Origin of the sequence: Glutamicibacter sp. AOP12-B1-11 (genome assembly GCF_052379245.1) — a bacterium.
Classification (GTDB): Bacteria; Actinomycetota; Actinomycetes; order Actinomycetales; family Micrococcaceae; genus Glutamicibacter.
The window spans coordinates 32,913-58,091 of record NZ_JBQSYL010000005.1 but is presented as its reverse complement, the minus strand read 5'-3'; the positions used below and the strand labels follow the sequence as shown (position 1 = coordinate 58,091).

General features: G+C 60.4%; 21 protein-coding genes. 11 read left to right on the top strand and 10 right to left on the bottom strand.

Annotated elements, in window-relative coordinates; genetic code table 11:
* Positions 1-2 precede the first annotated feature (2 nt).
* The 5 genes from ACT3UQ_RS04125 to ACT3UQ_RS04105 all read right to left on the bottom strand — a co-directional run bounded on the left by ACT3UQ_RS04125 (position 3) and on the right by ACT3UQ_RS04105 (position 4,542).
* Positions 3-932 carry a PP2C family protein-serine/threonine phosphatase gene (locus tag ACT3UQ_RS04125; RefSeq protein WP_105553815.1) on the bottom strand — a complete coding sequence of 310 codons (930 nt, stop codon included), beginning with the start codon at positions 930-932 and terminating at the stop codon, positions 3-5.
* A complete protein-coding gene (locus tag ACT3UQ_RS04120) occupies positions 933-2,144 on the bottom strand; it encodes an adenylate/guanylate cyclase domain-containing protein (protein WP_105553816.1) in 1,212 nt (403 codons plus the stop codon).
* Positions 2,141-2,692 carry a hypothetical protein gene (locus ACT3UQ_RS04115; protein WP_105553817.1) on the bottom strand — a complete coding sequence of 184 codons (552 nt, stop codon included), beginning with the start codon at positions 2,690-2,692 and terminating at the stop codon, positions 2,141-2,143. The genes ACT3UQ_RS04120 and ACT3UQ_RS04115 overlap by 4 nt, the downstream gene beginning before the upstream one ends.
* An 86-nt stretch (positions 2,693-2,778) precedes the next feature.
* Positions 2,779-3,645 carry a biotin--[acetyl-CoA-carboxylase] ligase gene (locus ACT3UQ_RS04110; protein ID WP_105553818.1) on the bottom strand — a complete coding sequence of 289 codons (867 nt, stop codon included), beginning with the start codon at positions 3,643-3,645 and terminating at the stop codon, positions 2,779-2,781.
* A 39-nt stretch (positions 3,646-3,684) separates the two neighbouring features.
* Entirely contained in the window at positions 3,685-4,542 is an 858-nt protein-coding gene (locus tag ACT3UQ_RS04105; RefSeq protein WP_444636521.1) for an SDR family oxidoreductase, read from the bottom strand.
* 195 nt (positions 4,543-4,737) lie between these two features.
* Between ACT3UQ_RS04105 and ACT3UQ_RS04100 the strand changes: the two genes are divergently transcribed.
* The 3 genes from ACT3UQ_RS04100 to ACT3UQ_RS04090 all read left to right on the top strand — a co-directional run bounded on the left by ACT3UQ_RS04100 (position 4,738) and on the right by ACT3UQ_RS04090 (position 8,412).
* The gene (locus tag ACT3UQ_RS04100) at positions 4,738-6,348 is read left to right on the top strand and encodes an acyl-CoA carboxylase subunit beta (RefSeq protein WP_444636520.1); all 1,611 of its coding nucleotides are present in this window, start codon (positions 4,738-4,740) and stop codon (positions 6,346-6,348) included.
* Positions 6,349-6,394: 46 nt separating this feature from the next.
* On the top strand, positions 6,395-6,613 hold the full coding sequence (locus ACT3UQ_RS04095; protein ID WP_096287529.1) for an acyl-CoA carboxylase epsilon subunit: 219 nt from the start codon (positions 6,395-6,397) through the stop codon (positions 6,611-6,613).
* A gap of 131 nt (positions 6,614-6,744) precedes the next feature.
* A complete protein-coding gene (locus ACT3UQ_RS04090; RefSeq protein WP_444636519.1) occupies positions 6,745-8,412 on the top strand; it encodes a DUF885 domain-containing protein in 1,668 nt (555 codons plus the stop codon).
* A gap of 61 nt (positions 8,413-8,473) precedes the next feature.
* Here ACT3UQ_RS04090 and ACT3UQ_RS04085 read toward each other — a convergent pair whose 3' ends face one another.
* Positions 8,474-8,785 carry a VOC family protein gene (locus ACT3UQ_RS04085; RefSeq protein WP_444636518.1) on the bottom strand — a complete coding sequence of 104 codons (312 nt, stop codon included), beginning with the start codon at positions 8,783-8,785 and terminating at the stop codon, positions 8,474-8,476.
* 597 nt (positions 8,786-9,382) lie between these two features.
* On the opposite strand from ACT3UQ_RS04085, the gene ACT3UQ_RS04080 reads away from it, so the two are divergent.
* The 5 genes from ACT3UQ_RS04080 (at position 9,383) to ACT3UQ_RS04060 (ending at position 17,746) form a co-directional block, all read left to right on the top strand.
* A complete protein-coding gene (locus tag ACT3UQ_RS04080; protein WP_176484225.1) occupies positions 9,383-10,765 on the top strand; it encodes a dicarboxylate/amino acid:cation symporter in 1,383 nt (460 codons plus the stop codon).
* Positions 10,766-10,904: 139 nt separating this feature from the next.
* The gene (locus ACT3UQ_RS04075) at positions 10,905-11,576 is read left to right on the top strand and encodes a TetR family transcriptional regulator (protein ID WP_096287537.1); all 672 of its coding nucleotides are present in this window, start codon (positions 10,905-10,907) and stop codon (positions 11,574-11,576) included.
* A gap of 3 nt (positions 11,577-11,579) precedes the next feature.
* Positions 11,580-15,020, top strand: a complete 3,441-nt coding sequence (locus ACT3UQ_RS04070; protein WP_444636517.1) for an MMPL family transporter — start codon at positions 11,580-11,582, stop codon at positions 15,018-15,020.
* Entirely contained in the window at positions 15,017-15,655 is a 639-nt protein-coding gene (locus ACT3UQ_RS04065; protein ID WP_444636516.1) for a Maf family protein, read from the top strand. The genes ACT3UQ_RS04070 and ACT3UQ_RS04065 overlap by 4 nt, the downstream gene beginning before the upstream one ends.
* Before the next feature lie 318 nt (positions 15,656-15,973).
* Positions 15,974-17,746, top strand: coding sequence for an acetyl/propionyl/methylcrotonyl-CoA carboxylase subunit alpha (locus ACT3UQ_RS04060; protein WP_105569877.1), 1,773 nt, complete (start codon positions 15,974-15,976; stop codon positions 17,744-17,746).
* A gap of 108 nt (positions 17,747-17,854) precedes the next feature.
* Here the strand turns inward: ACT3UQ_RS04060 and ACT3UQ_RS04055 are convergent, their stop codons facing one another.
* Genes ACT3UQ_RS04055 through ACT3UQ_RS04040 form a run of 4 tightly spaced genes read right to left on the bottom strand, consistent with a single transcriptional unit; the run spans position 17,855 to position 20,098 of the window.
* Positions 17,855-18,133, bottom strand: coding sequence for a hypothetical protein (locus ACT3UQ_RS04055; protein WP_444636515.1), 279 nt, complete (start codon positions 18,131-18,133; stop codon positions 17,855-17,857).
* Positions 18,134-18,145: 12 nt separating this feature from the next.
* Positions 18,146-18,925 carry a TM2 domain-containing protein gene (locus ACT3UQ_RS04050; protein WP_444636514.1) on the bottom strand — a complete coding sequence of 260 codons (780 nt, stop codon included), beginning with the start codon at positions 18,923-18,925 and terminating at the stop codon, positions 18,146-18,148.
* 52 nt (positions 18,926-18,977) lie between these two features.
* Positions 18,978-19,625 carry an Rnase Y domain-containing protein gene (locus ACT3UQ_RS04045; RefSeq protein WP_444636513.1) on the bottom strand — a complete coding sequence of 216 codons (648 nt, stop codon included), beginning with the start codon at positions 19,623-19,625 and terminating at the stop codon, positions 18,978-18,980.
* A 2-nt stretch (positions 19,626-19,627) separates the two neighbouring features.
* Complete coding sequence (locus ACT3UQ_RS04040; protein ID WP_105569873.1) at positions 19,628-20,098, bottom strand: hypothetical protein; 471 nt, start codon at positions 20,096-20,098, stop codon at positions 19,628-19,630.
* A 232-nt stretch (positions 20,099-20,330) separates the two neighbouring features.
* On the opposite strand from ACT3UQ_RS04040, the gene ACT3UQ_RS04035 reads away from it, so the two are divergent.
* Genes ACT3UQ_RS04035 through ACT3UQ_RS04025 form a run of 3 tightly spaced genes read left to right on the top strand, consistent with a single transcriptional unit; the run spans position 20,331 to position 25,177 of the window.
* Positions 20,331-22,370 carry a hypothetical protein gene (locus tag ACT3UQ_RS04035; protein WP_444636512.1) on the top strand — a complete coding sequence of 680 codons (2,040 nt, stop codon included), beginning with the start codon at positions 20,331-20,333 and terminating at the stop codon, positions 22,368-22,370.
* Positions 22,357-23,985, top strand: coding sequence for a class I SAM-dependent DNA methyltransferase (locus ACT3UQ_RS04030; protein ID WP_105569871.1), 1,629 nt, complete (start codon positions 22,357-22,359; stop codon positions 23,983-23,985). Before ACT3UQ_RS04035 ends, ACT3UQ_RS04030 begins: the two co-directional genes overlap by 14 nt.
* Positions 23,972-25,177, top strand: coding sequence for a restriction endonuclease subunit S (locus ACT3UQ_RS04025; RefSeq protein WP_181148480.1), 1,206 nt, complete (start codon positions 23,972-23,974; stop codon positions 25,175-25,177). The genes ACT3UQ_RS04030 and ACT3UQ_RS04025 overlap by 14 nt, the downstream gene beginning before the upstream one ends.
* Positions 25,178-25,179: the final 2 nt, after the last annotated feature.

Genomic DNA, 25,179 nt, shown 5'->3' with positions numbered 1-25,179 from the left:
AATTAGGAACCGGTGTCAGGCAACACATCGATGACTACCACCGCGATGTTGTCACGCCCCCCGGCCTCCAATGCCGCTTGGGTCAGAACCTGGGTAGCCTCTTGGCGGTCCGGGTGGTTGATCAGGAGTTCTTGGATATTCATCTCCGTCAGCTCCCCGCTCAGCCCATCGCTGCACAACAGGTAGCGGTCGCCGATGCGTGGCTGGAGCACCGTGAGATCGGGCTGGCTGTCGGCACCGGCACCCAGCGCCCGGGTAATGAGATTCCGATGCGGATGGCTGCGAGCCTCGGCTTCGGTGATCTGTCCGGCATCAACCATTTCCTGTACGGCCGAATGATCCCGGGTGAGCTGGCGCAGTTCCTGCCCGCGCAAACGATACCCTCGCGAGTCTCCGACATTCACCAATAGCAGGCTCGTATATTCGCCGGTGCTCTGGGTTTCCGCACTGACCTTCTCGGTCCGGGCGCGGTGTTCGGCCAGCATCTCGGGGGTAATCTTGCTGAGCACGTCGGTGTTCTGGCTCATCTTAAAACTGCCGGTCCACGGGGGAACCACCATTGGCTGGCTGATCTGGTCTTGCCCCGGGCCGGCGCTGCGGACCAGCGCCAAGGCGCAGAGGGTCGTGCCGCCACGGGACTCCAGGGCATCACGAATGCGGTCATCGATCAGTTGGATCTGGCGTTGGATCTGTTCCACGGTGGGCAGACGCGGCACCACGGTCTTGAAGCTGAAGGTATTGAGCTCTTCGAGGGTCTCCACCGCCAGCTGGCTTGCGACCTCGCCGGCCTCGTGCCCGCCCATGCCGTCGGCTACCGCCTGGATCACGTCGGTGATCAGGATACGGTCCTGATTGTCTTGACGCTTCAGACCCACGTGGGTTTGTCCGCTCACCGCAAGGCGGAAGCTTTCTGAGTGCTGTTCGGTTTCCATTTAGTCCAGCACCAGCCTGCCACCCTCGCCAGCGGAGAGTTCATAGGGTTGAATATCACCAAAACCACGCACCGAGGTCACCTCTTGCGCGGTCAGGATGAATCGGGCGTCTTGTTTCAAGGTATTGGCGGTCACCGCATCGGTCAGCACCATCCCAGGCTCGGCAAGGGAAGTCAGACGAGCGGCGAGGTTCACCGTCGGCCCGTAGATGTCGCCCAGGCGGGAAAGCAATCGCCCCCACACCACGGCCACACGAGTGCGTGGCAAGAGCTCATCCGCTTCGAACTCACGGGAAAGGGCCAAGGAGATCTGGGCACCTGCCTGCGGGGTTTCGGCAACGTATAGGACTTCGTCGCCAATGGTTTTCACCAAGCGACCGCCGCCGACCGAAATTATTTCGGCGCTCTTGGACTCAAAGCGCTGGACCATTTGCGCCAAGGTGCGCTCATTCATCCGGCGCGAGAGTGAGGTGTAGGAAACCAAATCGGCGAAACCTACCGCGCGGGCAAGCGGCAACGGCGTGTCATCGCTATCGCTGGAGTCCTGATTGTAGGCAGCCACCCCGGCCTCGGCGCGCAGCGCCAGCCGGTGGATGCCGGCATTGAGCTGGCGGCGCCAGGAATAAACCAGCAGTTCTTCCAGAGGGCCGATAAGTTCGGGCAGGCTCTCGAGTAGTTGGCGGCGGGCTTGCCGGTCGCTCATATTCTGGTTGGCAACCATGTCCTCGACGATCGCCTCGACCTGCCATACGACCATCCGATCGGTCATCTGGCCGACCGAGCGCATCAGCGAGATCGCCGTTTCGTCGGTGAGCTTGCCCTCGCGGACCAGGTCGACCATGGTCTTCAAGGCTTCGGTGTCACGTCCGCTGAAGAAGACCTCATCGTCGCCGAGCTCGGGAAAGCCCATGGCGCGCCAAAGTTTGCGCGCCGAAAGTAGCGAGACCCCCGCATCGGCGGCGACTTCTCGCCGCTTGAATTCGCGCTGTCCACCGATCAGCCGTTTTTCCAATTCGGCCATGTGGTCCTTGACCGCGTCGGAAGCATGGTCAGGTACCTGCAGGGGGCTCTCCATTGCCTGTGCAAGTTCCGCAATCGGGTCTAGCTCCGCCGGGATCTCATGGTTTGCCGTGTGCCCGCGTGCCTCGCGTACGGCTTCGGAGGCCGCCAAGGGGGTATCTGGGCGTGATGGATTGGAGTTGTCGGTGCTCATTGTCCAATGCCCTCACTGTTCGATGCATCTACCTGGGAGTTCGATGACTGCTGATTATGCAAGTTGCTCATCATTTCGATAGCCAACGTGCGGAAATAAGATACTGCGGGCACATGCATAATACGCACATGTCCATGGCTTAAGACAACGTCCAAGGCCCCTGGTTTCGTGATCGCAGCTTGTTGTTTGGTGTGCGCAATTACGTCGCGCACGGAATAAAGTCCGACAGATTCAAGGTCCGCGCGCCCAAAAGAGGTCCGGAACAAGATTCTCTCGGTGGTCAAGATGATGCAGCTGCGAAGCCAACGCACCCACGGTGTCACGCACCAAATCAGCACCAGAATGAACCAGAGCACCAGGCTGAGAACCATCCATAGATCGGATTCGCTCGCGAGCCAGTCCGAGAGGTCATGGCGTGAAAGGTAGCCCAGCAAGAACGCGCACCCGGCGGTGAGGAATAAAAAGACGGCAAAAGGTTGGCGTAACACTCGGGAATGTTCTCGGGTCTTGATGACCACGCGCTCCCTGTCATGTAACGGCACCTTCATCGTCTAGTTCCTCGCCCCTCCTACCGTAGGTTCTTCTGTACAGTCTTCTCCACTAATACTAGTCCGCGTATTCTGTGCTTCGCCTGTTACGCGTATTTGCCGTCGGCGCGCCGCACGTGGTGCACGTCGCCTGCCAAGATTCGTTGGCTCTGCCCCGAAGCGTTTTCCACCACTAGCGCTCCGTCCTCGGCCAACTGCACCGCACGTCCGAGCAGCTGCGATCCATCGGGGAATTCGACGCGGACGTCCTGCTCCAGGGTGGCCAGACGAGCCGCGACGAGGTCGCGCAAGGAGTGGCCGGAATATTCTCCGAGCGACGCGGTGCTCTGCCCGCCCACCGCACGAAAAGCGGCATCCAATGCGGTGAAGCGACGCAGATATTCGGCTAGGAGCTCACCGCGGTCGACCCGGGTGCCGCTGGCTAGTCGCAGCGAGGTTGCCGTGGCGACGGGAAGCTCCGAGGCTTCTTGATCTACATTGATCCCGGTTCCAACGACTACAGCGAATCCTTGCGGCGTCTGCACCAGCTGGGCAAGAATTCCACAGATTTTCCGGTCTCCGGCAAGCAGATCATTGGGCCATTTGATGCGCGGCTTCACCGGCGCTAGTTCCTCTACGGCCTGCGACCAGGCCAGTGCCGCCAGCATGGTGTACCAGGACAAGGACTCTGGCTCCATGGCAGTGCCCGGCGAAGCGAGGACGCTGACCGTGATGGCCGACCCGGCCGGCGTTACCCATTCGCGGCCCAACCGCCCCTTGCCCTGCTGCTGATGCTCGCTGAATAGGACGCTCAGGTGCCCGGCGGCGCCGGAGCTTGCCAGCTGGGCAAGCTCGGTGTTGGTGGAACCCGAGGTAGCGAGCACCTTGATAAATCCCAGCCGCAGTTGCGCGGCCAATTCATGAAGCGGCAACGGGTCCAGAGCCGCACGCGCCGAGGATGTTTCAGGATTCATCCTTCAACTCTATGACACGCACGGCACCGAACTTCAGTTCTAAAGGAAAATGTCCTCGATGAGTTGGGCCTGGGGATTCACCGAGTACTTTTCCAGGTCGGTTACCCCGGAAAGCTCCAGCACCTGGGTGTCGGTGAAGAAATTCCCGCTCACCGAAGACGGCGTGCTGGCCAAGATGCACATCGCCGCGTCCGCAACGATGTCCGTGGTGCGTGCTGCCTGAATCATTTTCATTCCCCCTGGCAAGCTCCGGATGGCTGCGGTATCGATGAGGGTTGCCGGCCACAGGGAGTTCACCCCGACGCCATCGCCCTTGAGCTCTTCGGCCAGCCCGAGGGTGGTCAATGACATGCCATATTTGGCCATCGTGTAGCCCAGGTGCAGGCCCGCCCAGTGCGGGTCGAGGTTCAGCGGCGGCGACAAGGTGAGAATATGCGCGTGCGTCGATTGGCGCAGGTAGGGAAGCGCGGTTTTGGACAGCAGGAAGGTGCCGCGCACGTTGATGTCCTGCATCAGGTCGTAGCGCTTCATGTCCAGGTCATCCGTTTTGGCCAGGTTGATGGCGGAGGCGTTGTTGATGACGATGTCGATGCCGCCGAATTTTTCGACCGCCGCGTCGACCACGCGCCGGACGTCAGCATCTTCGCGCACGTCTCCGACTACCGCCAGCCCCTGGCCTCCGGCGGCGTTGATCTTCGCTACCGCAGAATGAATGGTGCCTTCCAGAGTGGGGTGTGGCGTGTCTGTCTTTGACAGCAAGACAATATTTGCTCCGGCTTTTGCCGCAGCTTCGGCGATGGCCAATCCGATGCCGCGGCTTCCACCGCTCATCACGATGGTTCGGCCGCTAAGTTGTGAAATGTCAGGGGCGATGTCGGCTCGCAATTCATTAGTCATGTGACCTAGATTACGCGATGTCGCCGCACTAAGCTACTCGTGAGTAACTTATTCTGGCGTGCTTCACGTTCTCCCCGGGGCCAATTTGTAAGTTTCCTACAACAAAAACCGAAATTTTCCCGGTTAGACTGACTTAGTTGGCATTTTTCTTGTGCCATTCCTACACATAAGACATAACCCGAGGGAGTCGAAGGCATGACGCAGGGCCGTACCGAGACGGAAGAATCAATCGATCTGTCCACCACCGCCGGCAAGCTTGCCGAATTCCGCCGCCGCCAGAATCTGGCACAGGCGCCTTCGGGTGAAGCCGCCATCGAAAAGCAGCACGCCCGCGGCAAGCACACCGCACGCGAACGCATCGAGATGCTGATGGACGAAGACTCCTTCATCGAATTTGATGCCCTTGCAGTGCACCGCTCCACCGCCTTCGGCATGGAAAAGAAGAAGCCCCTGGGCGATGGACTCGTTTCCGGTTACGGCACCGTGGATGGCCGCCTTGTCGCCGTATACTCGCAGGACTTCACCGTCTACGGCGGTTCCCTCTCCAAGGTCAATGGCGAGAAAATCGTCAAGGTCCAGGAATTTGCGCTGCGCAATGGCTGCCCGGTCGTCGGCATCCTCGACGGCGGCGGAGCACGCATCCAAGAAGGCGTCGCCTCGCTGGCCATGTTCGCGGACATCTTCCGCAACAACGTCCACGCCTCCGGCGTCGTCCCGCAGATTTCACTGATCATGGGCCCGAGCGCCGGCGGCGCGGCGTACTCCCCCGCGCTGACCGACTACGTGATCATGGTCGACAAGACCAGCCACATGTTCATCACCGGCCCCGACGTCATCAAGACCGTCACCGGCGAAGAGATCGACATGGAGTCCCTGGGCGGCGCACGCCAGCACAACGCGAACACCGGCACCTCCACCTATCTGGCCACCGACGAGGAAGACGCCGTGGAGTTCTGCAAGGAACTGCTGGACTTCCTGCCTTCCTCGAATCTCGCCGACGGGATTATCGCCGAATTCGACGAGGACCTGGAACTCAACGACGATGACCTGTCCCTGGACACGTTGATTCCTGATTCCGCGAACCAGCCATATGACATGCGCAAGGTGATCGAGTCGGTTGTCGACGACGCTCACTTCTTCGAGATGCAGGCGCTCTACGCGCCGAACGTCATGATCGGCTACGCCCGCGTCGAGGGGCGCACCGTAGGCGTGGTCGCCAACCAGCCGATGCAGTTTGCCGGCACCTTGGATATCGCCGCCTCGGAGAAGGCAGCCCGCTTCGTGCGCAATTGCGATGCCTTTAATATCCCGATCCTGACCTTTGTGGACGTCCCGGGCTTCCTGCCCGGCAAGGACCAGGAATTCCAGGGCATCATCCGCCGCGGCGCGAAGCTGCTCTATGCCTACGCCGAGGCCACCGTGCCGAAGCTGACCGTCATCACCCGCAAGGCCTACGGCGGAGCGTACATCGTGATGGGCTCCAAGAAGCTTGGCGCAGACCTCAACCTGGCATGGCCGACGGCGCAGATTGGCGTGATGGGAGCACAGGGCGCGGTGAATATTCTCTACCGCCGCGATCTGGCCGCGGTAGAAGCCGAAGGCGGCGACGTCGAGGCGCGCCGCAAGCAAATCATCGAAGACTACGAAGCGGAACTGCTCAACCCGTACCAGGCCGCCGAGCTTGGCTACATCGACGCGGTGATCGCCCCTAGCGAGACCCGCCTGCAGCTAGTGCGCGGGCTGCGCGCGCTGCGTGAAAAGCATGTGACCCTGCCCCCGAAGAAGCACGGCAATATCCCGCTGTAAGCGGCGGACTCATTGACCAGCAACTAATTTTCTCAAGGAGTAGCCTGTGCCCGAGCAAAGCACCGCCAATGCGGCCGCCCTCATCACCGTGACCAAGGGCAAGCCCAGCGCCGAGGAACTCGCGGCAGTCACCGCACTGCTCGCGGCGATGGGCACCGCCGCACCGGCAGCAAGCGAAACCCCAGCCGAACCACAGCGCGTGGCACGCATTCGCAAGCGCCGCGCGCTGACTCCCCGCCTCGGCTGGAGCTTAGGCCGACGCTAGAGGCAGCTGGTATTGCACCCCGGCGTTCTGTCGAAAGACAGGGCTCCGGGGTTTATCGCATTCCAAACAAGTGTGCCGGCAATTACCCAATACTCTTCAACAAATCTTTCATATCTATTAGTGTTAGCTCCATGACATCCACTGCTACGCAGCGCGTGCCGACGGGCATCGACGCCATTGCGGAAAATTTCTTTGCCAAGACTCTCGAATTAGTTCCGGAGTACGGCGTTTCATTCGGGCTCCCCGGTTATGAGTCGGCCTATTCCGACTACTCCCCCAGGGGCACCGATCAGCAGATCGAGCTATTGCGGGAGACTCTCGCGGAACTTGAGGCGGCGAAGCCACAAGATGACATCGACTCGGTCACCCTCGATGCGATGCAGGAGCGGCTCGGCCTGGATCTGGAAATCCAGCTGACCGGACGCACCGAGCTGAACAATATCGCCTGCGCGGCGCAGGAAATCCGCTCGGTCTTCGACCTCATGCCGCAGCAGAGCGCAGCGGACTTCGCATTTGTGGCCGCCCGGCTTGCCAACGTCCCGCAGGCAATCGACGGCTACATCGCCTCATTGCGCGATTCGGCCTCCAAGGGGTTGGTGTCGGCTAAGCGTCAGGTGAAGATCGTCGCCGGCCAGTGCCGGGATTATGCAAAAGACGGTGGGTTCTTCGATCGGCTAGCCACCTCCGGTGCCGAGCAAGACCCCGAGCTCGCCGAGTCGCTGCACGCCGGAGCGTCCCTGGCGAAGAACGCCTACCTGAAGCTTGCGCAAATGCTTCGGGAAGAACTGCTGGCGCAGGCCCCCGAGGCGGATGCGGCAGGCCGTGAATACTACGCGTTGATGTCCCGCCGCTTTCTGGGTGCATCGGTTGATTTGGACGAGACCTACGCCTGGGGAGTCGGCGAGCTAGATGCGATCATCGCGGAGCAGCAGCGCGTGGCCGAACTGATCAAGCCCGGCGCCTCCATCGAGGAAGCCAAGGCGATCCTCAACGCTGATGCGGCGCGCAAACTGGACGGCACCGAGGCCCTGAAGAGCTGGATGCAGGACAAAGCCGACAAGGCGATTGCCGAGCTGCGCGACAGGCACTTCGATATTCCAGCCCCGATGGATCGAATCGAGTGCCTGATCGCCCCGACAGAAGACGGGGGAATCTACTACACCGGGCCCTCGGAAGATTTCACCCGTCCCGGACGCATGTGGTGGTCGGTGCCGCCGGGCGAAGACCAGTTCTCCACCTGGTCGGAGCTGACCACCGTGTACCACGAAGGGGTACCGGGCCATCACCTGCAGATAGGTACCGCGCAAATGCAGGCGAACACGCTCAATAGCTGGCGCCGGCTGCTCTGCTGGGTTTCCGGCCACGGCGAGGGGTGGGCGCTGTATTCCGAGCGGCTGATGCACAAGCTGGGTTACCTCGATGATCCGGGCGACTATCTGGGCATGCTTGATGCCCAACGCATTCGTGCGGCCCGCGTGGTCTTCGACATTGGCGTGCATCTGGCCCTGGCGGTTCCTCCCCAGTGGGGCACCGGAACCTGGGACGCCGATAACGGGTATGAGTTCTTGCAGAAGAATCTGGATCTCACCGAGGGCCAGTTGGACTTCGAATACAACCGCTACCTCGGTTGGCCGGGCCAGGCCCCCAGCTACAAAATCGGCCAGCGGCTCTGGGAGCAGGCCCGCGACGAGGTTGCCGCCCGCGATGGCGGGCAATTCGAGCTCAAGGACTTCCACACCAAGGCGCTGAAACTCGGCTCGGTGGGACTTGATACGCTCAACCGCGCCCTGCTGAGCTAGGCAGCTAGCCAAGCCGATGGCTGCCGGGGATTCCCGGCAGCCAACGGCTCCTGCCGCGTCATTAACCGCGGTAGTTGGACAGCTGGATCAGATTTCCGCAGGTGTCATCCAATACGGCAGTGGTCACCGGGCCCATCTCTGTGGGTTCCTGGGTGAACCGCACGCCCAGGGCGCGCAAACGCTCATATTCGGACCGGACATCGTCAACCGCGAATGAGGTCAGCGGAATGCCATCGGCGAAAAGAGCCGCCTGGAATGGTCGCGCCGCCGGATGCTCGGCAGGTTCCAGCAGGACCTCGACGCCTGCCTCATCTTCTGGCGAGACAAGTGTCAGCCATTTGAATTCACCCACCGGCACATCGTGCTTCTTCACAAATCCGAGAATTTCGGTGTAGAAATTTCGGTGTAGAACTTTTCGGCCTTCGCCTGGTCATCAACCATGACGCTAGTGATATATACCCGCATGATTTCTCCGATGTTCGTCGTCGCACGCCTAAGGCGAATCCCCTAGCGGCATCCAATCTACCGACTTTCAAAGCCAACTGGCCATCGTCAACAGCCGGCGGACCGACCCCTGCGCAGGCGGTGCAGTTCGCCAGTACGCGGTGCCATTCCATTGCGTGCAGCCCGGAGCCCAAGAACTGCTGAGACCGTTCGTTGCGCGTTTTCGCCTGGCGCCGACCGTTCGTACTGCCATCTTGTATTTCACCGGCAATAACCAAATCCTTGGAAGCATAATTACCTACGAAAATCCATCTGGAAACTCCTGGGCGAGGCCTCCGGTACGCCGCGCAGGGCACCTCCGAATGCCGGGGCACTCGTCGCAATCCGCAAAACACCTCTGGATTTCAGCCCAGATCGGTGACCGGTCGCACAGTAATTGAGTTGTCAATAACGGAATAATCCAGAATCGTAATGTTGCGTAACTTTAACTGCGATGGTTGGCGTTTTCCGGCATACCGTTTTAGTCATGTCTAACACCGCACCTTCATCCCGACTGCCTCGTTGGATGACCAGTTTCGGTCCGCAGATTATCGCTGCGTTGATCGTCGGTCTGATCCTCGGCCTGGTCGCCAAGTACACCGGCAGCACTTCCGAGGAACCCAACGCGCTCGGTGAAGCCCTGCAGATCATCGGCTCCAGCTACGTTGCCCTGCTGCGCACGGCCGTCATCCCGCTGATTTTCTTCGCAGTGGTTGCTTCCATTGCCAATCTGGCACAGGTGACAAACGCTGCACGCCTGGCCTGGCAGACCCTGCTGTGGTTCGGCATCACCGCGCTAATCTCCGTGACCATCGGCATGGGACTGGGCGTACTGATGCAGCCCGGCGCCAATACCGGCCAAAGCGCACCGGCCGAGTACGACGGCAAGACCGGCGACTGGCTCGGATTCCTGACCGGGCTGATCCCTTCGAACTTCCTGGGCCTGGGCGCAAGCACCAAGCTCGCCGAGGATGCGGCCACCACCTCGATCAGCTTCAATGTGCTGCAGATCCTGGTGATCGCCATCGCCGTGGGCATTGCCGCGCTGAAGGTCGGCAAGGCGGCCGAACCATTCCTGGCCTTCTCCGCTTCGATCCTCGCGATCATCCAAAAGGTGCTGTGGTGGATTATCCGCATCGCCCCGCTCGGCACCGTTGGCCTGATCGGCAACGCCGTCGCAAGCTACGGCTGGGACACCATTGGGGCGCTGGGCAAGTTCACCCTCGCCATCTACATCGGTCTGGCCCTGGTGCTCTTCGCCCTCTACCCCATCCTGGTTCGCTCCCACGGCCTTTCCATCAAGCAGTACTTCTCCGGGGTGTGGCCCGCGGTGCAGCTCGGTTTCGTCTCCCGCTCCTCCATCGGCACGCTGCCGCTGACTCAGCGCGTGACCGAACGCAACCTCGGCGTGCCCTCGGGCTACGCATCCTTCGCCGTCCCCTTGGGTGCAACCACCAAGATGGATGGTTGCGCAGCCATCTATCCGGCGATTGCCGCCACCTTCGTGGCGCAGTTCTTCGGAATTGACCTCGGCGTGACCGACTACCTGCTAATTGCCCTGGTTTCGGTTCTGGGCTCGGCTGCTACTGCCGGCACGACCGGAGCGGTAGTGATGCTGACATTGACCCTCTCCACCCTTGGACTTCCGCTGGCCGGCGTTGGCCTGCTGCTCGCGGTTGATCCGATTGTTGACATGGGCCGCACCGCGGTCAACGTGGCCGGCCAGGCCTTGGTCCCAACGATTGTCGCCAAGCGCGAAGGCATCTTGGATGCGGAGCTGTACAACGCCCCACGCAATGGCAATCCATTCGCCGACGACAGCATCGCGGCCACCCAGGATCAGTCGGCGGCAACGTCGGCAAATGCCTAGTTCCCCTCAGGTCCGAGCGGCCTGAGCAGCACCCAGCGGTCGGCATCCTCCCATCAGGAGGATGCCGACCGCTTTTTCGTGGGGCAGAACACAACTCCCCACTTTGCACAGCGTGCAAGTTTGCACGTAGTGTAATTACGTGACTTCCAATGGCACCGGCACGCGCCGCGAACTCAATAGGCAGGCGACGCATCAGGCGATCGTCGACGCCGCCCTTCGACTGCTGCGCGAGGGGCACGGCACGGCGATCACCGCCACCCAAATCGCCGAAATTGCCGGCATTTCCCGGCGCACCCTGTTCAATTATTTCCCCTCCGTAGATGCAATCTTGTCCTACCCCCTGCACGCGGTGCTCGAACACATGGTCGAGACATTAACTCCCCTGACCGACCAGCTGCCACTGATGCAAGCAGTGGTCCGCGCCTTGGAATCCGAGCGGGCCACCGAGCTTTTGGGGCAGGTCGCGCAATTCGGCGCCTATCTGCGCCGGCAGGAAAACGGAACCTGCTACCCGCCGAATTTCATTGCCTGGCAAAGCGCCACCGGCGACGTCATCGCCAAAATAGCCGCCCGGTACCCGCATACCGATGCCTACTCCATCCGCGTGTTCACGCATGCCATCCTCGGGGCCGGGCAAGCGGCCTTCGATACGTGGATCGACCAGCTGCCCGAGCCGGATGCGACCGGGCTGCACGTTTCCGACGAACTCATCTCTTCCTTCCATCGGCTCATCACCCGGGCCATGGAAACACTCGATGCGGGTTTCAACTCGCTGCCATTGACCGCACCAAACTCGCTCAAGGAAGACTAAGCCATGGCTACGTTCCTTTACCGCCTCGCCTCGTGGGCCCACAGGCACCGTTTCCGCATGCTCTCCATGTGGATTGCGGCGTTTATCGCCATCGGCGTCTGTGCCAGCCTGTTCATGGGGCAGCTGTCGAACACCTTCACCCTGCCGGGCACCGAAACCCAGCGCACCATGGACCGGATGAAGGAAGAACTCCCCGATCTTGCCGGCGGACAGGGCACCATCGTCTTCCGTGAAGGTTCAAACCGCGAGTTGAACGCGGACCAGAAATCGGCGATCCAGGACTCCCTGGATCAGCTGGCCTTGCATCCGCAGGTCGTCGAGGCCATGAGCCCCTTCGAACTGCAGAAACAGCTTGATGACGCCAAGCCCGAGCTGGACAACGCCCAACAAGAACTGGTGGACGGGCAGAAAGAACTCGACGATGCCAAGGAACAGGTAGCTAACGGCAAGGTACAGCTCGCGGACGGCCAAAAGAAGATCACCGAGGGCTGGTCCGAACTTTTCGATGGCACCAAGGAAATCGAGGACGCCGAGCCGCAGATCGCCGCGGCCGAAAAGAAGCTGGCCGCCGGTTGGAATGAGCTACGCGCCGGTGAAACCCAGCTGAACAGCGGGCAGGCGCAGCTGAACGACGGCGAAAAGAAATACAAGGCGGGCCTCGCCGAATACAATGCGGGATTCGAAAAGTACCAGTCCGGGCGGAGCCAGTTCGAGGCCGGAGAAAAGCAGCTCGATCAGGCAGAGGCGCAGCTGAACGCAGGCGAGGAAGAATACCGGGCGGGGCTGGACAAGCTTCTGGACGGCAAGTCCCGCAGCCAGTTTGACAAGGAACTAGTTGCCGGCAAAGAGCAGGCCACCGAGGGCCTGGCGAAGGCCGAAGAGGGCCTGAAGACCATTGAACCGCAAATCTCGGAACTGGAATCCCAGATCCCCGGAGTCGAACAGGCGCTCAAACAGGCCGAAGCCGAGGGTGACGAAGCCCTGATTCGCGAGTACACCGAAAAGCTGACGGCACTGCAGGGCGGCCTCGCCGAACTGAACGCCGCCAAGCTGCAGGCCACCGAGGGCAAGGCTCAGGCCAGCGCCGCGCTGAAGCAGATCGACCAGGCCGAGGCGGGCCTGAAGCAGCTGGATGCCGCGCGCAAGGAATTGGATGCCGGGGCCACCCAGGCCGCCGAAGGCCGCCAGGAGCTCGAGGCTAGCCGCGGCGAACTGGCCTCCGCCAAAAAGCAGCTTGACCAGGCCAAGGCACAGCTTGCCTCGGGCAAGCAAGAAATCGATGCGAACAAGTCAAAGCTGGCGCAGGCGCGTGCCGAAGTTGAATCCGGCCGCGCCGAGCTCAACGCCGGACAGGCAGAATTCGACAAGCAAAAGGCTGCCTTCGTAGCCGGCAAAGCGCAGCTGGCGGACGCAGAGAAACAGCTGCGCGAGTCCGAAACGACGATCAAGGAAAAGACCAAAGAGCTCGAAGAGGGCGAAAAAGACATCGCCAAGGGAGAAAAAGACCTCGAGAGCGGACGGGCCGAACTTGAGTTCGCCTCCCGCCAGGTAGGCGCCAGCGGGGACATGCGTTTCGTCTCCGAAGATGGCTCCACCGCCGTCTCCCAAGTCAGTTTCCGCATCGCGACCGACGCATTGACCGCGTCGGATCGTGAAGCCATCACCGCAATCGCCAGCGGGCCGCAGTCCACCGGTGTCGAGGTGCTCTTCTCCAAGGAAATCCTGCAGGACATTTCGGAGGTCTTCGGCACCGCCGAAATCATCGGCGTGGTGATCGCCGCCGTAGTCCTGCTGGTCATGCTCGGCACCCTGATCGCCGCCGGCTTGCCGCTCTTGCTCGCCCTGCTGGGTGTTGGCGCCGGGGTGGGCACCACGCTTGCCTTCTCCTCGATGTTCACCATGGCCTCGATTACCCCCGCGCTGGCTTTGATGCTGGGACTCGCGGTGGGAATCGACTACGCGCTGTTCATCATTCACCGCCACCGCACGCAGTTGCTCTCCGGCATGGAGGTCGGTGAATCGATCGCCCGCGCGGTGGGTACCAGCGGCAATGCCGTAGTCTTCGCCGGGCTGACGGTCATCATCGCGCTGTCCGCCCTCGCAGTTCCGGGTCTGCCGTTCCTGACGGTGCTCGGACTCTCCGCGGCCTTTACCGTGCTCTGCTCGGTGCTGCTGAACATCACGCTGCTCCCCGCGCTGCTGGCCATGGCCGGCTCCAAGCTGGTGTCCAAGCGTGCCCGGAAAAAGGCGGACAAGCCGGTGGCCAAGGAACCTGTCTCGGCGCGCTGGGTCCGCCTGGTCACCAAGATCGCGATTCCCGTGTCGCTGCTGGTGGTCGTGGTGCTCGGCGCCATTTCGATCCCGGTATCGCAGATGCGTACCGCCTTGCCCGATGGCAGCGCCGAAGCCGCCGACTCACAGGCCTTCCAGGCCTATCAGCAGACCAGCGACAAGTTCGGCGCCGGCTACAACGGCCCGCTGCTGGTCCTCGCGGACCTTCCCGCAGACCTATCCGAGCGGCAGGCCGAATCCAAGTCATTGGATATCGCAGACATGCTCCGTGAATACGACGGCGTGGTCGCCGCCATCCCGGTGACCATGACCGAAGACAGGTCGCTGTCCGCGATCCAGGTGATCCCGGCAGATGGCCCCGCCTCCGCCGCCACCGAAGCGCTGGTGCACGAGCTGCGCGGCGACGCCCAGAGGATCAACGACGCCACGGGCGCCAAGATCGCGGTGACCGGCCAGGTCGCAGCGCAGATCGATGTCTCGGAGAAGGTGACCTCCGCCTTGCCTCCGTACCTGGCCATCGTGGTGGGGCTCTCGCTGATCCTGCTCTTGCTGGTCTTCCGATCGGTAGTGGTTCCGCTCTTGGCAACCGGTGGCTTCCTGCTTTCGCTGGCTGCGGCTTTCGGGGCCAGCGTGATGGTGTACCAGTTCGGCTGGATGGGTTCGGTCTTCGACGTCAATGTCCCCGGCCCGCTGCTGAGCTTCCTGCCGATCCTGCTCACCGGCATCCTCTTCGGTTTGGCCATGGACTATCAGGTGTTCCTGGTCTCGGCGATGCGTGAGCACTACGCCCACGGATTGTCGGCCAGGGACGCGGTGCGCTCGGGCTTCTCCATGGCCGCCCCGGTGGTGACCGCGGCCGCGCTGATCATGATCGCGGTATTTGCCGGCTTCATCTTCTCCCACCTGTCAATGATTCGGCCGTTGGGCTTCGCCTTGGCTACCGGGGTGCTCTTTGATGCCTTCGTGGTACGCATGACGCTGATTCCAGCGATTATGCACCTGTTGGGCGACAAGGCTTGGTACCTGCCGAAATGGCTGGATAAGATCCTTCCAGACGTGGATGTCGAGGGCGCAAAGCTCAATGAGATGCTGGACCGCAAGGCCGAGCGGCCGCTCGGCGAAGCTTCGGCCAAGGAAGAGGTAACCGTATGACCGCTAGCAAAAAGAGCGCCCGGCTGCTGCTGGCCTCCGCCTCCGCGGGGCGGCAAAAGTTGTTGGCCGATGCCGGGCTGGCCTTCGGAACCCAGATCTCGCGTGTTGACGAGGATGCCGTGTTGGCAGCCGCCGTGAGCGCCGGCGGAGCGCAAAGCCCGGAAGCAACCGCGCTGCTCCTGGCCCGGGCCAAGGCCGAGAACGTCGCCGCAGGTGAGCACCCCGAGGGCACAGTGGTGCTGGGGTGCGACTCCGTCTTCGAGCTCGATGGCGTGGCCTACGGCAAGCCCTATACCGCCGAGGTGGCCCGCGAACGCTGGCAGCAGCTCAGTGGCGCCACCGGCATCCTGCATTCCGGGCATTGGCTGGTAGACACCGACGCCCCGCAAGGCGCGAGGGGACGTGTCTCCTCGACCACCGTGCACTTCGCCGAGGTCAGCGACGAGGAAATCGAAGCCTACGTGGCCAGCGGTGAACCGCTGCCCTGTGCCGGCGCATTCACCATCGATGGCTTGGCCTCGGCCTTCATCGAGTCCATCGAAGGGAACTTCCAAAACGTGGTGGGTCTGGATATCTTCGTGCTGCGCGAGCTGCTGGCGGAAGCCGGAATCCCGATTGTGAGCCTCTGGAAGTAGCCATCTCCTGCCGCGTCCCTGTCCAAGATTTATTCTCGGACAGGGACGCGGTGTTTAACAATCCCCTCGAATCCGTTGGCCGCCGGTTCACCGGTTTGCCCCGCGAAAGAGGGTGAAACGAAGTGTGGAATACGGTGCCTGTTAGGCCTCAGGACATCAGGAGTTTTGTCTTTGGCCCAAATGGCAGCACATTTTGTAGGAACCCTCCAAAAATATCGGCCTAACACCCCAGATTTTCCGGATAAGTACATATACTTCCCACAAAGCCGATAGGCTCCTAGGTGAGAAACCCTAATTTTTTATAGACAAGGTTCACCCATGAATCCATTGACGAAGGTGCTAATCGCCAACCGCGGCGAGATTGCAGTGCGAATTATCCGTGCAGCACGCGATGAAGGAATCGAATCGGTTGCGATCTATTCCGACTCGGACCGCGATGCGCTGCACGTGCGTCTGGCAGATGAAGCCTACGCACTGGGCGGCACCACCGCCGCCGAATCATACCTTCGTATCGAGAAGATTCTGGATATCGCACAGCGTTCCGGCGCCGACGCGATCCACCCCGGCTACGGCTTCCTGGCCGAGAACGCCGATTTCGCCCAGGCCGTCATCGACGCGGGCCTGACCTGGATTGGCCCCAGCCCGGATTCCATCGACCAGCTGGGCGACAAGGTCAAGGCGCGCCATATCGCCGAGAAGGTGGGCGCTCCCCTGGTTCCGGGAACCAAGGATCCGGTCGCTTCGGCCGAAGAGGTCTACGCATTCGCCGACGAGTTCGGCTTGCCGCTGGCCATCAAGGCCGCCTACGGCGGCGGCGGACGCGGCATCAAGGTGGTGCGCAACCGCGAAGACATCGGCGAGCTCTACGAGTCCGCCGTGCGTGAAGCCATCGCGGCCTTCGGCCGCGGCGAATGCTTCGTCGAGCGCTTCCTGGATGCCCCGCGCCACGTGGAAACCCAGTGCCTGGCCGACATCCAGGGCAACGTCGTGGTGGTCTCCACTCGCGACTGCTCCTTGCAGCGCCGCAATCAGAAGCTTGTCGAGGAGGCCCCGGCGCCGTTCCTGAGCGAAGCGCAGATCACCCGGCTCTACGAATCCTCCAAGGCGATCCTGCGCGAGGCGAAGTACACCGGTGCCGGCACCTGCGAATTCCTCGTGGGACAGGATGGCGTCATTTCCTTCCTCGAGGTCAACACCCGCCTGCAGGTGGAGCACACCGTCTCCGAAGAGGTCACCGGGCTGGATCTGGTCCGCGAGCAGTTCCGCATCGCCCGTGGAGAAGAGCTCGGCTACACGGACCCCGAGGTCCGCGGCCACTCCTTCGAGTTCCGCATCAACGGCGAAGACGCCGGACGCGGATTCGTCCCCACCCCTGGCACCATCACCAAGATGACTCTGCCTACCGGCCCCGGCGTGCGCGTGGATTCCGGCGTCGAAGCTGGCGAGAGCGTCTCGGGCAACTTTGACTCGATGATCTCGAAGCTGATCGTCACCGGTTCCACCCGTGAGATCGCCGCGGCCCGCGCCCGCCGCGCGCTGGAAGAATTCCAGCTCGAAGGCATGGCCACGGTGCTGCCATTCCACCGCGCGGTGATGAGCGATGCGGCCTTCGTGCCCGAATCCGGGCCTTTTACGGTGCATACCCGGTGGATCGAAACCGAATTCGCCACCGTCATCGAGCCGCACCCGATGCCACAGGTCGAGGCGGAAGAAGCTGCAGAACGCACCTCGGTCACCGTTGAGGTTGCCGGCAAGCGCTTGGAAGTCACCTTGCCCTCCTCGCTGGGCGCGGCATCTGCCGCCGCGAATGACAAGGCTGCCAAGAAGAAGCGCAAGCCGGGCCGCAAGGCCGGGGCCGCCGCTGGAAACAGTGCCGAGCTGCGCTCGCCCATGCAGGGAACCATCGTGAAGGTAGCCGTTGAAAGCGGTGACACCGTAGCCGAAGGCGACTTGATCGTGGTGCTCGAAGCGATGAAGATGGAGCAGCCAATCACCGCGCACCGCGCTGGCAAGATCGAGGGCTTGGAAGTCAGCCCCGGTGAATCATTGTCCTCCGGTGCCGTGATCGCTTCGATCGTCGACGCCGACTAATCTAACAGGCAGCACAAAGCCGGGCTTGTTTGACCTTGGATTCCAAGGTCAAACAAGCCCGGTTTTTGCTTTCTGGCCCGGCCTTCCCTGCGAGAATCTTGGAGGTGACTATTCCAGGTTCTCCGGTCCCGCTTTGGCTTCCTGCGTATTTCCGGTTTGTGCAACGTACCGCTTGTAGGTGCGCAAGGCACTCAAGTGCATGATGAAGAGCACTATCTGCACTAATGCAACCAGTACCCAGACTCCGGTGATCAGGTAGTTGGGCTCCGCCCCGCGTGTGGCTTCGTCAACGTTGTCCAGAATGTTGGAGGCGGCAATGGCCAGGCAACCGGTGAGGAACATGGCAGATACGAGAACTTCCGCCTTTTTGGACAGCAGATATTTCATTGTCCCCCGCCCCTACCGCAGCTCTTCGATGGTAACGGTCCACCCGCTGAAGTTCGCCGCGTTGACGTCCAAGTAGTATGTGCCCGCGCTCTTATGGAGTGCAGTCTCGTCCTCGGCAGGACCGTCGAGCATGACCTCGGGAATGCCGCCGTCTTCGAGCAGCACGATCCCTTCTTCCAAGACGTAGATGGCACCGATGGCGAAATCCTCGCCGCCGGCGAACGAGTACGTCATGCGGGCTTCCGCGTCAGTTAGGTCGAAGGTGGAGCTTGACTTATCGGTTCCGCCCTTCAACGTGACCACTTCTTGCCAGGTTGCAGCCTCTTCGACGGCTTCGCCGACCGGGTCTTCGACAACTTCCTCTTCGGCTTCAGCCGGGGCTGCTGCCGCGGAGCTGGGATCTGCCTGCTGCGACACCGCCGGCACGTCTGCGGCCGTCTTGGCAAGCATTGCGGCACTGCTACCGCCTGACACCATCCCCACGACCAGCAATGCGGCGGTGACAATCCACGCGACGAGCCGGTGCTTAGCGTAGCCCTCTAGCAACCTGCCGGACTTGTCGCGCATCGAGCCGGTCAGGATGATGATCCAGTCGATCAGCACCCACACTCCCAGACCACCGAAGGTCAAGAGCTTCAGCACACCGGTACCGATCTTGCCGAGATAGAAACGGTCTACCCCGAGAAACCCGAAGAACAAGGACAAGAGCCAGGTGGCGACAAATGATTTTGCTGGCGCCTGGTCACCGGGATAACCCGGAGCGTCATAAGCCTGCTGAATATGGTTGGACATGATATTCCTCAATCTCACAGCCAGAAGCTGCGTCATAGGTAGTGATGATCAGTTATTGCTTGGTCCAGGTACCGCAACGGCTCAGCTCGAGGTCTTGGCCCTTGCCCACGGTGACCGAAGGACGTCCGCCGCCCGGGATGTCATTGTCGATGATGTCCCCATTGGTTCCCGTTTTGAGCACTGCCCAATAGCAGTCGCTGGAGACTGGCGCGTCAGACCTGTAGGTTCCGGCCTTGATATCCACGCCAATGGTCCACACGCCGTTGCTGACGGTATTGGCTTCTTTCTCGTCCTCGGCCTTGCCGACGGCTTTCTCGCGTTCGGCCAGTGCCGCATCGGATTCATCCAGCTCCTCCTTGCGCTCGTCGAGCGCCTTGGATCTGGAATCCAGCTCGTCGCTGCGCTCAGCCAGCTCGGCTTCCCGGGTTTCGGTTTCGTCCCGGTACTCGTCGAGTTCTTGCCGCACCTCGTCGCGCGCCTCCTCGAAGGCATCTCGTTCGCCTTCCACGGCGGACTTCTCGGCCCCCAGAGCGGCGTATTCCTCACTCTGGGTCGGATCCATGCTGTCGTTTCCGACAAGGAAACCGACGGCCAGCGTTCCCAGCAGGACCACGAGCGCCAGCAAAGGTTTGAACCATCCGCGGCGCTTTCGGTTGACGTGCGAAGAATCAGCTGTGGAGGATTGCTCGGTGGAATTCATGGTTACCGCTCCTTTTCTAGAAGAATGTCCACCCCGGAGTCGGGGTGGTAGGACCAGGAAATTGCCACGCCGTCCCAGCTGTCGTCTTGGCGGCCATCCAGCGCCCGGGTGCTGTCGATCTTGCTGATCACCGATCCGGGGACCTCCAGCCCGGCCAGCACGCAGGCAATCTGCGCGAAGTCCTCCGTTCCGGAATCCCAGACGTCACTGCCTTTGCTGTCCAGCTGCAGCGCCTCGCCGTCATCCAGCACGAGAAAGCCTTCCGCGGAAACTTCGCATTCTTCGGCAACCTGGGCAAAATCGGGCCCGCCGGCAAACAGTCCAGGGTTCGACATGCCGGCAACCGCCAGCGCACCGATGAGGCAACCGGCAACTCCCCCAATTGCTGCCGGGAGCATCCACCGTCGCGGCAAGCGCGTTGCTTGCTCCAATTCGCTGGTTTCAGTTGGCGGTTGGTCGGCTGTCTCCGACATGTCGCTACCTCCTGGAAAGTGATGAGATCTGCTGGGCCGGACCGCGTCCCCAAACTTGGCCCGGCCGAACTGGATGCCAGCTTGTGCTGACGAGTCCACGCTACGGAGAACATTCACTCTGAGTCATTAAATAAACTGATAATGGGGGTTATCAAAGAAAATGAGAGTATTGCTTGGAACTCTGACATGATGGAGAAAGGAACAATCGGCGCCACAATTCCAGGAGGTGTTCATGGAAAATCAACACTGTGACCTCATGAGCATGTCCGATATTGCGAGCCTGGCTCAGGTCAGGCGTCCCGTCGTGAATATGTGGATCAAGCGGCATGCCGCCGGCTCCACACCATTTCCAGAACCTGCCGTGGTTCGCGGCGAACAGCGCTATTTCTTCTCGCATGACGTGGTGTCGTGGCTGGAAGAGACTGGCAAAGGGAACAACCCACATGTCCGGACCGACGCTGGAATAAATATCCAGATTGATCCGCAGGACATCGAGCCATTGACCGCGCTGTTGGCCTTGAGGACCCTGGTCGGAGAGCCTTTGGGCACCTACGCAGTCGATGACCTCGTGGACCTGGCCGACGAAGAAGATCCGGATGATGAGTTCCTTTTCAAGGAAATCCATGAATCACGGAACCTGCAGCATCTGGCAAAGAAGGCGGACATGTGCGCTGACGCCGCATATACGGCGGCTCACGCTTTGGAAGCCATCTATTCGGCGCGGTTCACCGAGGGCTTGAAGGAGCTGCACCAAACGGCTCTCAGCGAAGACGCGCTCTTGTTCCTCGCGGACGTGGCCTTGGCCCTGCGCGGTCAAGGCGCGATAGTTGAGGCCACCCGCGGCGGAAGCGACCTGCTGCTCAGCACACTGGCTCGACTCCCGGAAACAGAATCGCTCACCGTTGGCTTGCAGCAACCGAACACGGCCGCGCGGTCGGCACTGGCGCGAATGGCCATGCGTCGAGTGGTAGCCGTTGCCGCCGGTAAGGACAATGTCATCTTGGACTCAGTCCATACGGACGGACAGGCAACCTATCTGGCCCAACTGCCGTCCTCCGAGGTCCCGGATGCCCAGGCAAGTGCCTTGCTTTCCCAAATCGATGAGCTTGCACTCAGCCTCGACCGTCAGGACAGAGGACTGATCGTTGGACCAGCATCGATTCTCAGCGAACCGCTGGAGGACAAGGAGCTGGACTCGATCCGCTCAACGATCCTGCGCAGTCGGCGTGTTCACGTGATCGCTTCCCTCCCATCTGGCGTAAGGGCCGCGAGGCCACGGCAGCGCATGGCCTTGTGGATTCTTGGGCCGGAACTGCCAAGCACCGGAGAGAGTCCGGCACGCATGCTCGTCTCGGATCTGAGCCTACGGACTTTGACGCAGCTGCTCAATGCGGATTTTGGCGCGCAGGTGGCGTTTGGTCTACGGAATATGACCAGCAAGAGACCAGTGGCCGTAATCCACTCACGCTGGATGCCACTTCCCACGTTGGTCGCTGCATCCGGAGGACTGATTCCCGCACCACGCATGGAGCGGGAGATCTACACCGACTACGCAACGTCCGCCCGAGCCGTCACCGAGTTGGAGGCTCTTGCCGATGTAGTGCAGGAAACCAACGAAGCCCGCCCCGGTTTTCCTTTCGAATTTTCTGCATTGGAAACTCGACTGGACTTCAAGCGCGGACATGAACCAACCATCGGTGAGCTGCTTGAGTCCGGTGCTTTGAAGCATCTGCCGGGCACCAGATTTGCTCCAGGTGATGTCGACGACTCAGTACGTTCTGGCATCGGCATCTGGGAGGCAAGCTTGCTACCCAGTGCCAAAACGGATGCAACTATTTCCCACTTCGCATTGGCCAACGGCTATGGGAACAGCCAACTGACCGAACCCGGCGACATTGTCTTCAGCACAACCGGCGAAGTCCGGGCGGTCGTAGATCGCGAAGGCTCACGAGTGGTGCGATTCCCGGCAAAGGCATTGCGAATTACCGCGGACAATTCCAGTGGGCTGATCCCTGACCTCATAGTCGAAGCGCTTAACCGCCAGCAGCTGAAGCAATGGCCGAGAACGCATATCCGGATCTGTCCCGAAGACAAAAAAGACCTGCTGGTTCGAGCTTTGGAGTTTCTGAAAAATGAGCAAAAGATCGCGCAAAAAAGAATAGAAACGATTAACGCGCTTGAAAACTCATTAACCAATATGGTTATTGACCAAAAAATTGACATGATTGATCGCAGTACCCAGCGAAAGGAAGGCAGCAATGCCACCCCGTAAAAAGTCAGCGGCCCAAGCCGCGCTTCCTTCAACTATGAAGGAACTCAAAGACACCTTGTGGAAAGCTGCGGATAAGCTTCGCGGATCCATGGATGCCTCGCAGTACAAGGACGTCATCCTTGGTCTGGTCTTCCTGAAATACGTCTCGGATGCCTTCGAAGAGCGGCGTCAACAGATCCGCGCCGAATTGACGGACAGCGGCCTGGCCGAGGCCCAGATCGCCCTGCTGATCGATGATCCGGACGAGTACACCGGACATGGCGCATTCTTTGTTCCAGATGCCGCTCGCTGGTCCCACCTGGCTGTGAATGCCAAGGGCCTGTCCGCGGTTGACGGAAATGCTCCGAAGAACATCGGTGAGCTTGTGGACACCGCCATGGATGAATTGATGACAGCCAACCCAACGCTGGCCGGCACCCTACCGCGCATTTTCAACCGCGACAGCGTAGACCAACGCCGCTTGGGTGAACTGATCGACATGTTTAACAGTGCGCGGTTCACTGGTGAAGGGTCAACGCGTGCCCGCGACCTGCTCGGCGAAGTCTACGAATACTTCCTGGAGAAGTTCGCCCGTGCCGAAGGCAAACGAGGCGGCGAGTTCTACACGCCAGCAGGCGTGGTGCGAGTCCTGGTTGAAGTGCTTGAACCCCAGAGCGGCCGCGTCTACGACCCAGCGTGCGGCTCGGGCGGCATGTTCGTCCAGACTGAGAAATTCCTTGAATCCCACAATGAGGATCGCACGGCGATCTCCGTCTACGGCCAGGAGCTCAATGAGCGCACCTGGCGCATGGCCAAGATGAACCTGGCCATTCACGGCCTAAATGCGAATTTGGGCCCCCGTTGGGGAGACACCTTCGGCCGCGATCTCCACCCGGAGATGAAAGCCGACTACATCATGGCCAATCCACCATTCAATATCAAGGACTGGGCGAGGAACGAGGAAGACCCCCGCTGGGCCTACGGTGTTCCGCCCACCGGCAACGCCAACTATGCGTGGATCCAGCACATCCTGTCCAAACTTGCACCCGGCGGATCCGCCGGCGTGGTTATGGCCAATGGCTCCATGTCCTCGAACTCCGGTGGCGAGGGAGACATCCGCGCCAAGCTGGTGGAGAACGATGTGGTCTCCTGCATGGTGGCCCTGCCAACCCAACTCTTCCGCTCCACCGGCATCCCCGTTTGCATCTGGTTCTTCGCGAAAGACAAAACTGCCAGCGTAGGTGGCTCCACGGACCGCTCGGGGCAAACGCTGTTCATCGACGCCCGCAGTATGGGGCACATGGTTGACCGCGCCGAACGAGCACTCAGCGATGAAGATATTTCAACGATTGCCAATACCTTCCATACGTGGCGTGGCAAGGAATCTGCCGAAGGGGCCTACGAAGACGTTCCGGGATTCTGCTACTCGGCCACAGTTCAGGAAATTAAGGATGCGGGATACGCCCTTACCCCGGGACGCTACGTCGGGGCCGCTGAAGTCGAAGACGACGGTGAACCAATCGAAGAGAAGATAGAACGGTTGAAGAAGGGACTCTTCGATCAGTTGGATGAGTCGTCGCGACTGGATCAAATTGTTCGCCAGCAGTTGGGAAGAGTTCAGAATGCACAAGACTAGTAGAATTCTCCTCAAAGACCTCCTGATAACAACAAAGGATGGCGATTGGGGGAAAGCAGAGGAGCAGGATGGCTATGAAAAGTACCAAGTAATTCGTGCTACTGATTTCCATGATGTCTCCGTTGGAGATACGCGAAAAGTCCCTGTCCGCTTCTTGAATCAGAAAAACGTACAGCGTAGAACCTTGGAGCCAGGTGACATTCTAATAGAAACAGCAGGGGGCTCACCTGGTCGGCCAACCGGGCGCACCATGATCTTTTCGGAACGAGTTCAAGCAGGGTTCAGCAGTCCAGTCACATGCGCCAGCTTCGCCCGATTTATGCGTGCGAATAGTGAAATCGTTGACCCTAGATACCTCTACTGGTATCTACAGTCGATGTATCTCTCCGGTGAAATTGAGCAGTACCAAGTTCAGCATACTGGCGTTGCTCGATTCCAATACACCGATTTTGCCGCTTCGCATTTAGTGCCTCTACCTTTAATCGGCACTCAACAAGCCATCGCTGAAGTTCTCGGCGCGCTCGACGACAAGATCGCGGCAAATACAAAACTCGCTGATACTGCAGACGACTTAGCCAAAACTATGGTTCGAATGACAGTCACGTCATTGACTCAACGACTCGATGAAGCCGCGAACATTGTCATGGGTACCTCTCCTAAAGGATCAGACCTGAATGAAAATAGCGAGGGCATAGCGTTTTTCCAAGGGGTCCGCGATTTCGGCATGCGTTTCCCATCGCGTCGCGTTAGCACAACTAACGCATTACGACTTGCGCAAAAGGGCGACATACTGTTGAGCGTACGTGCCCCTGTTGGGGAAGTGAATTTCTCTCAAGATGAGGTTTGCATAGGTCGCGGACTTTCAGCGGTTAGACACAAATTTGGCCGTCAGGCTACCTTGTTCCACCTGCTTCGACATGAAAGTTCGGTTTGGGCACCGTACGAAGCAGAAGGGACCGTTTTTGGTTCCATAAACAAGTCTCAGTTGCATGGGATTCTAGTCCCTACGGTGCGTGAAGATATTGCATCAGAAATTGAATCAAAGGTCGGCGCAATTGAAAATACCATCGCTGGATTCTTGGCCGAAAACGAGCTCCTGCAGCTAACACGGGATACGCTCCTCCCGCAGCTCATGTCCGGAAAACTTAGTGTCAGAGATGCTGAACATATCGCTCAGCAGGCAGGCGCTTAGCC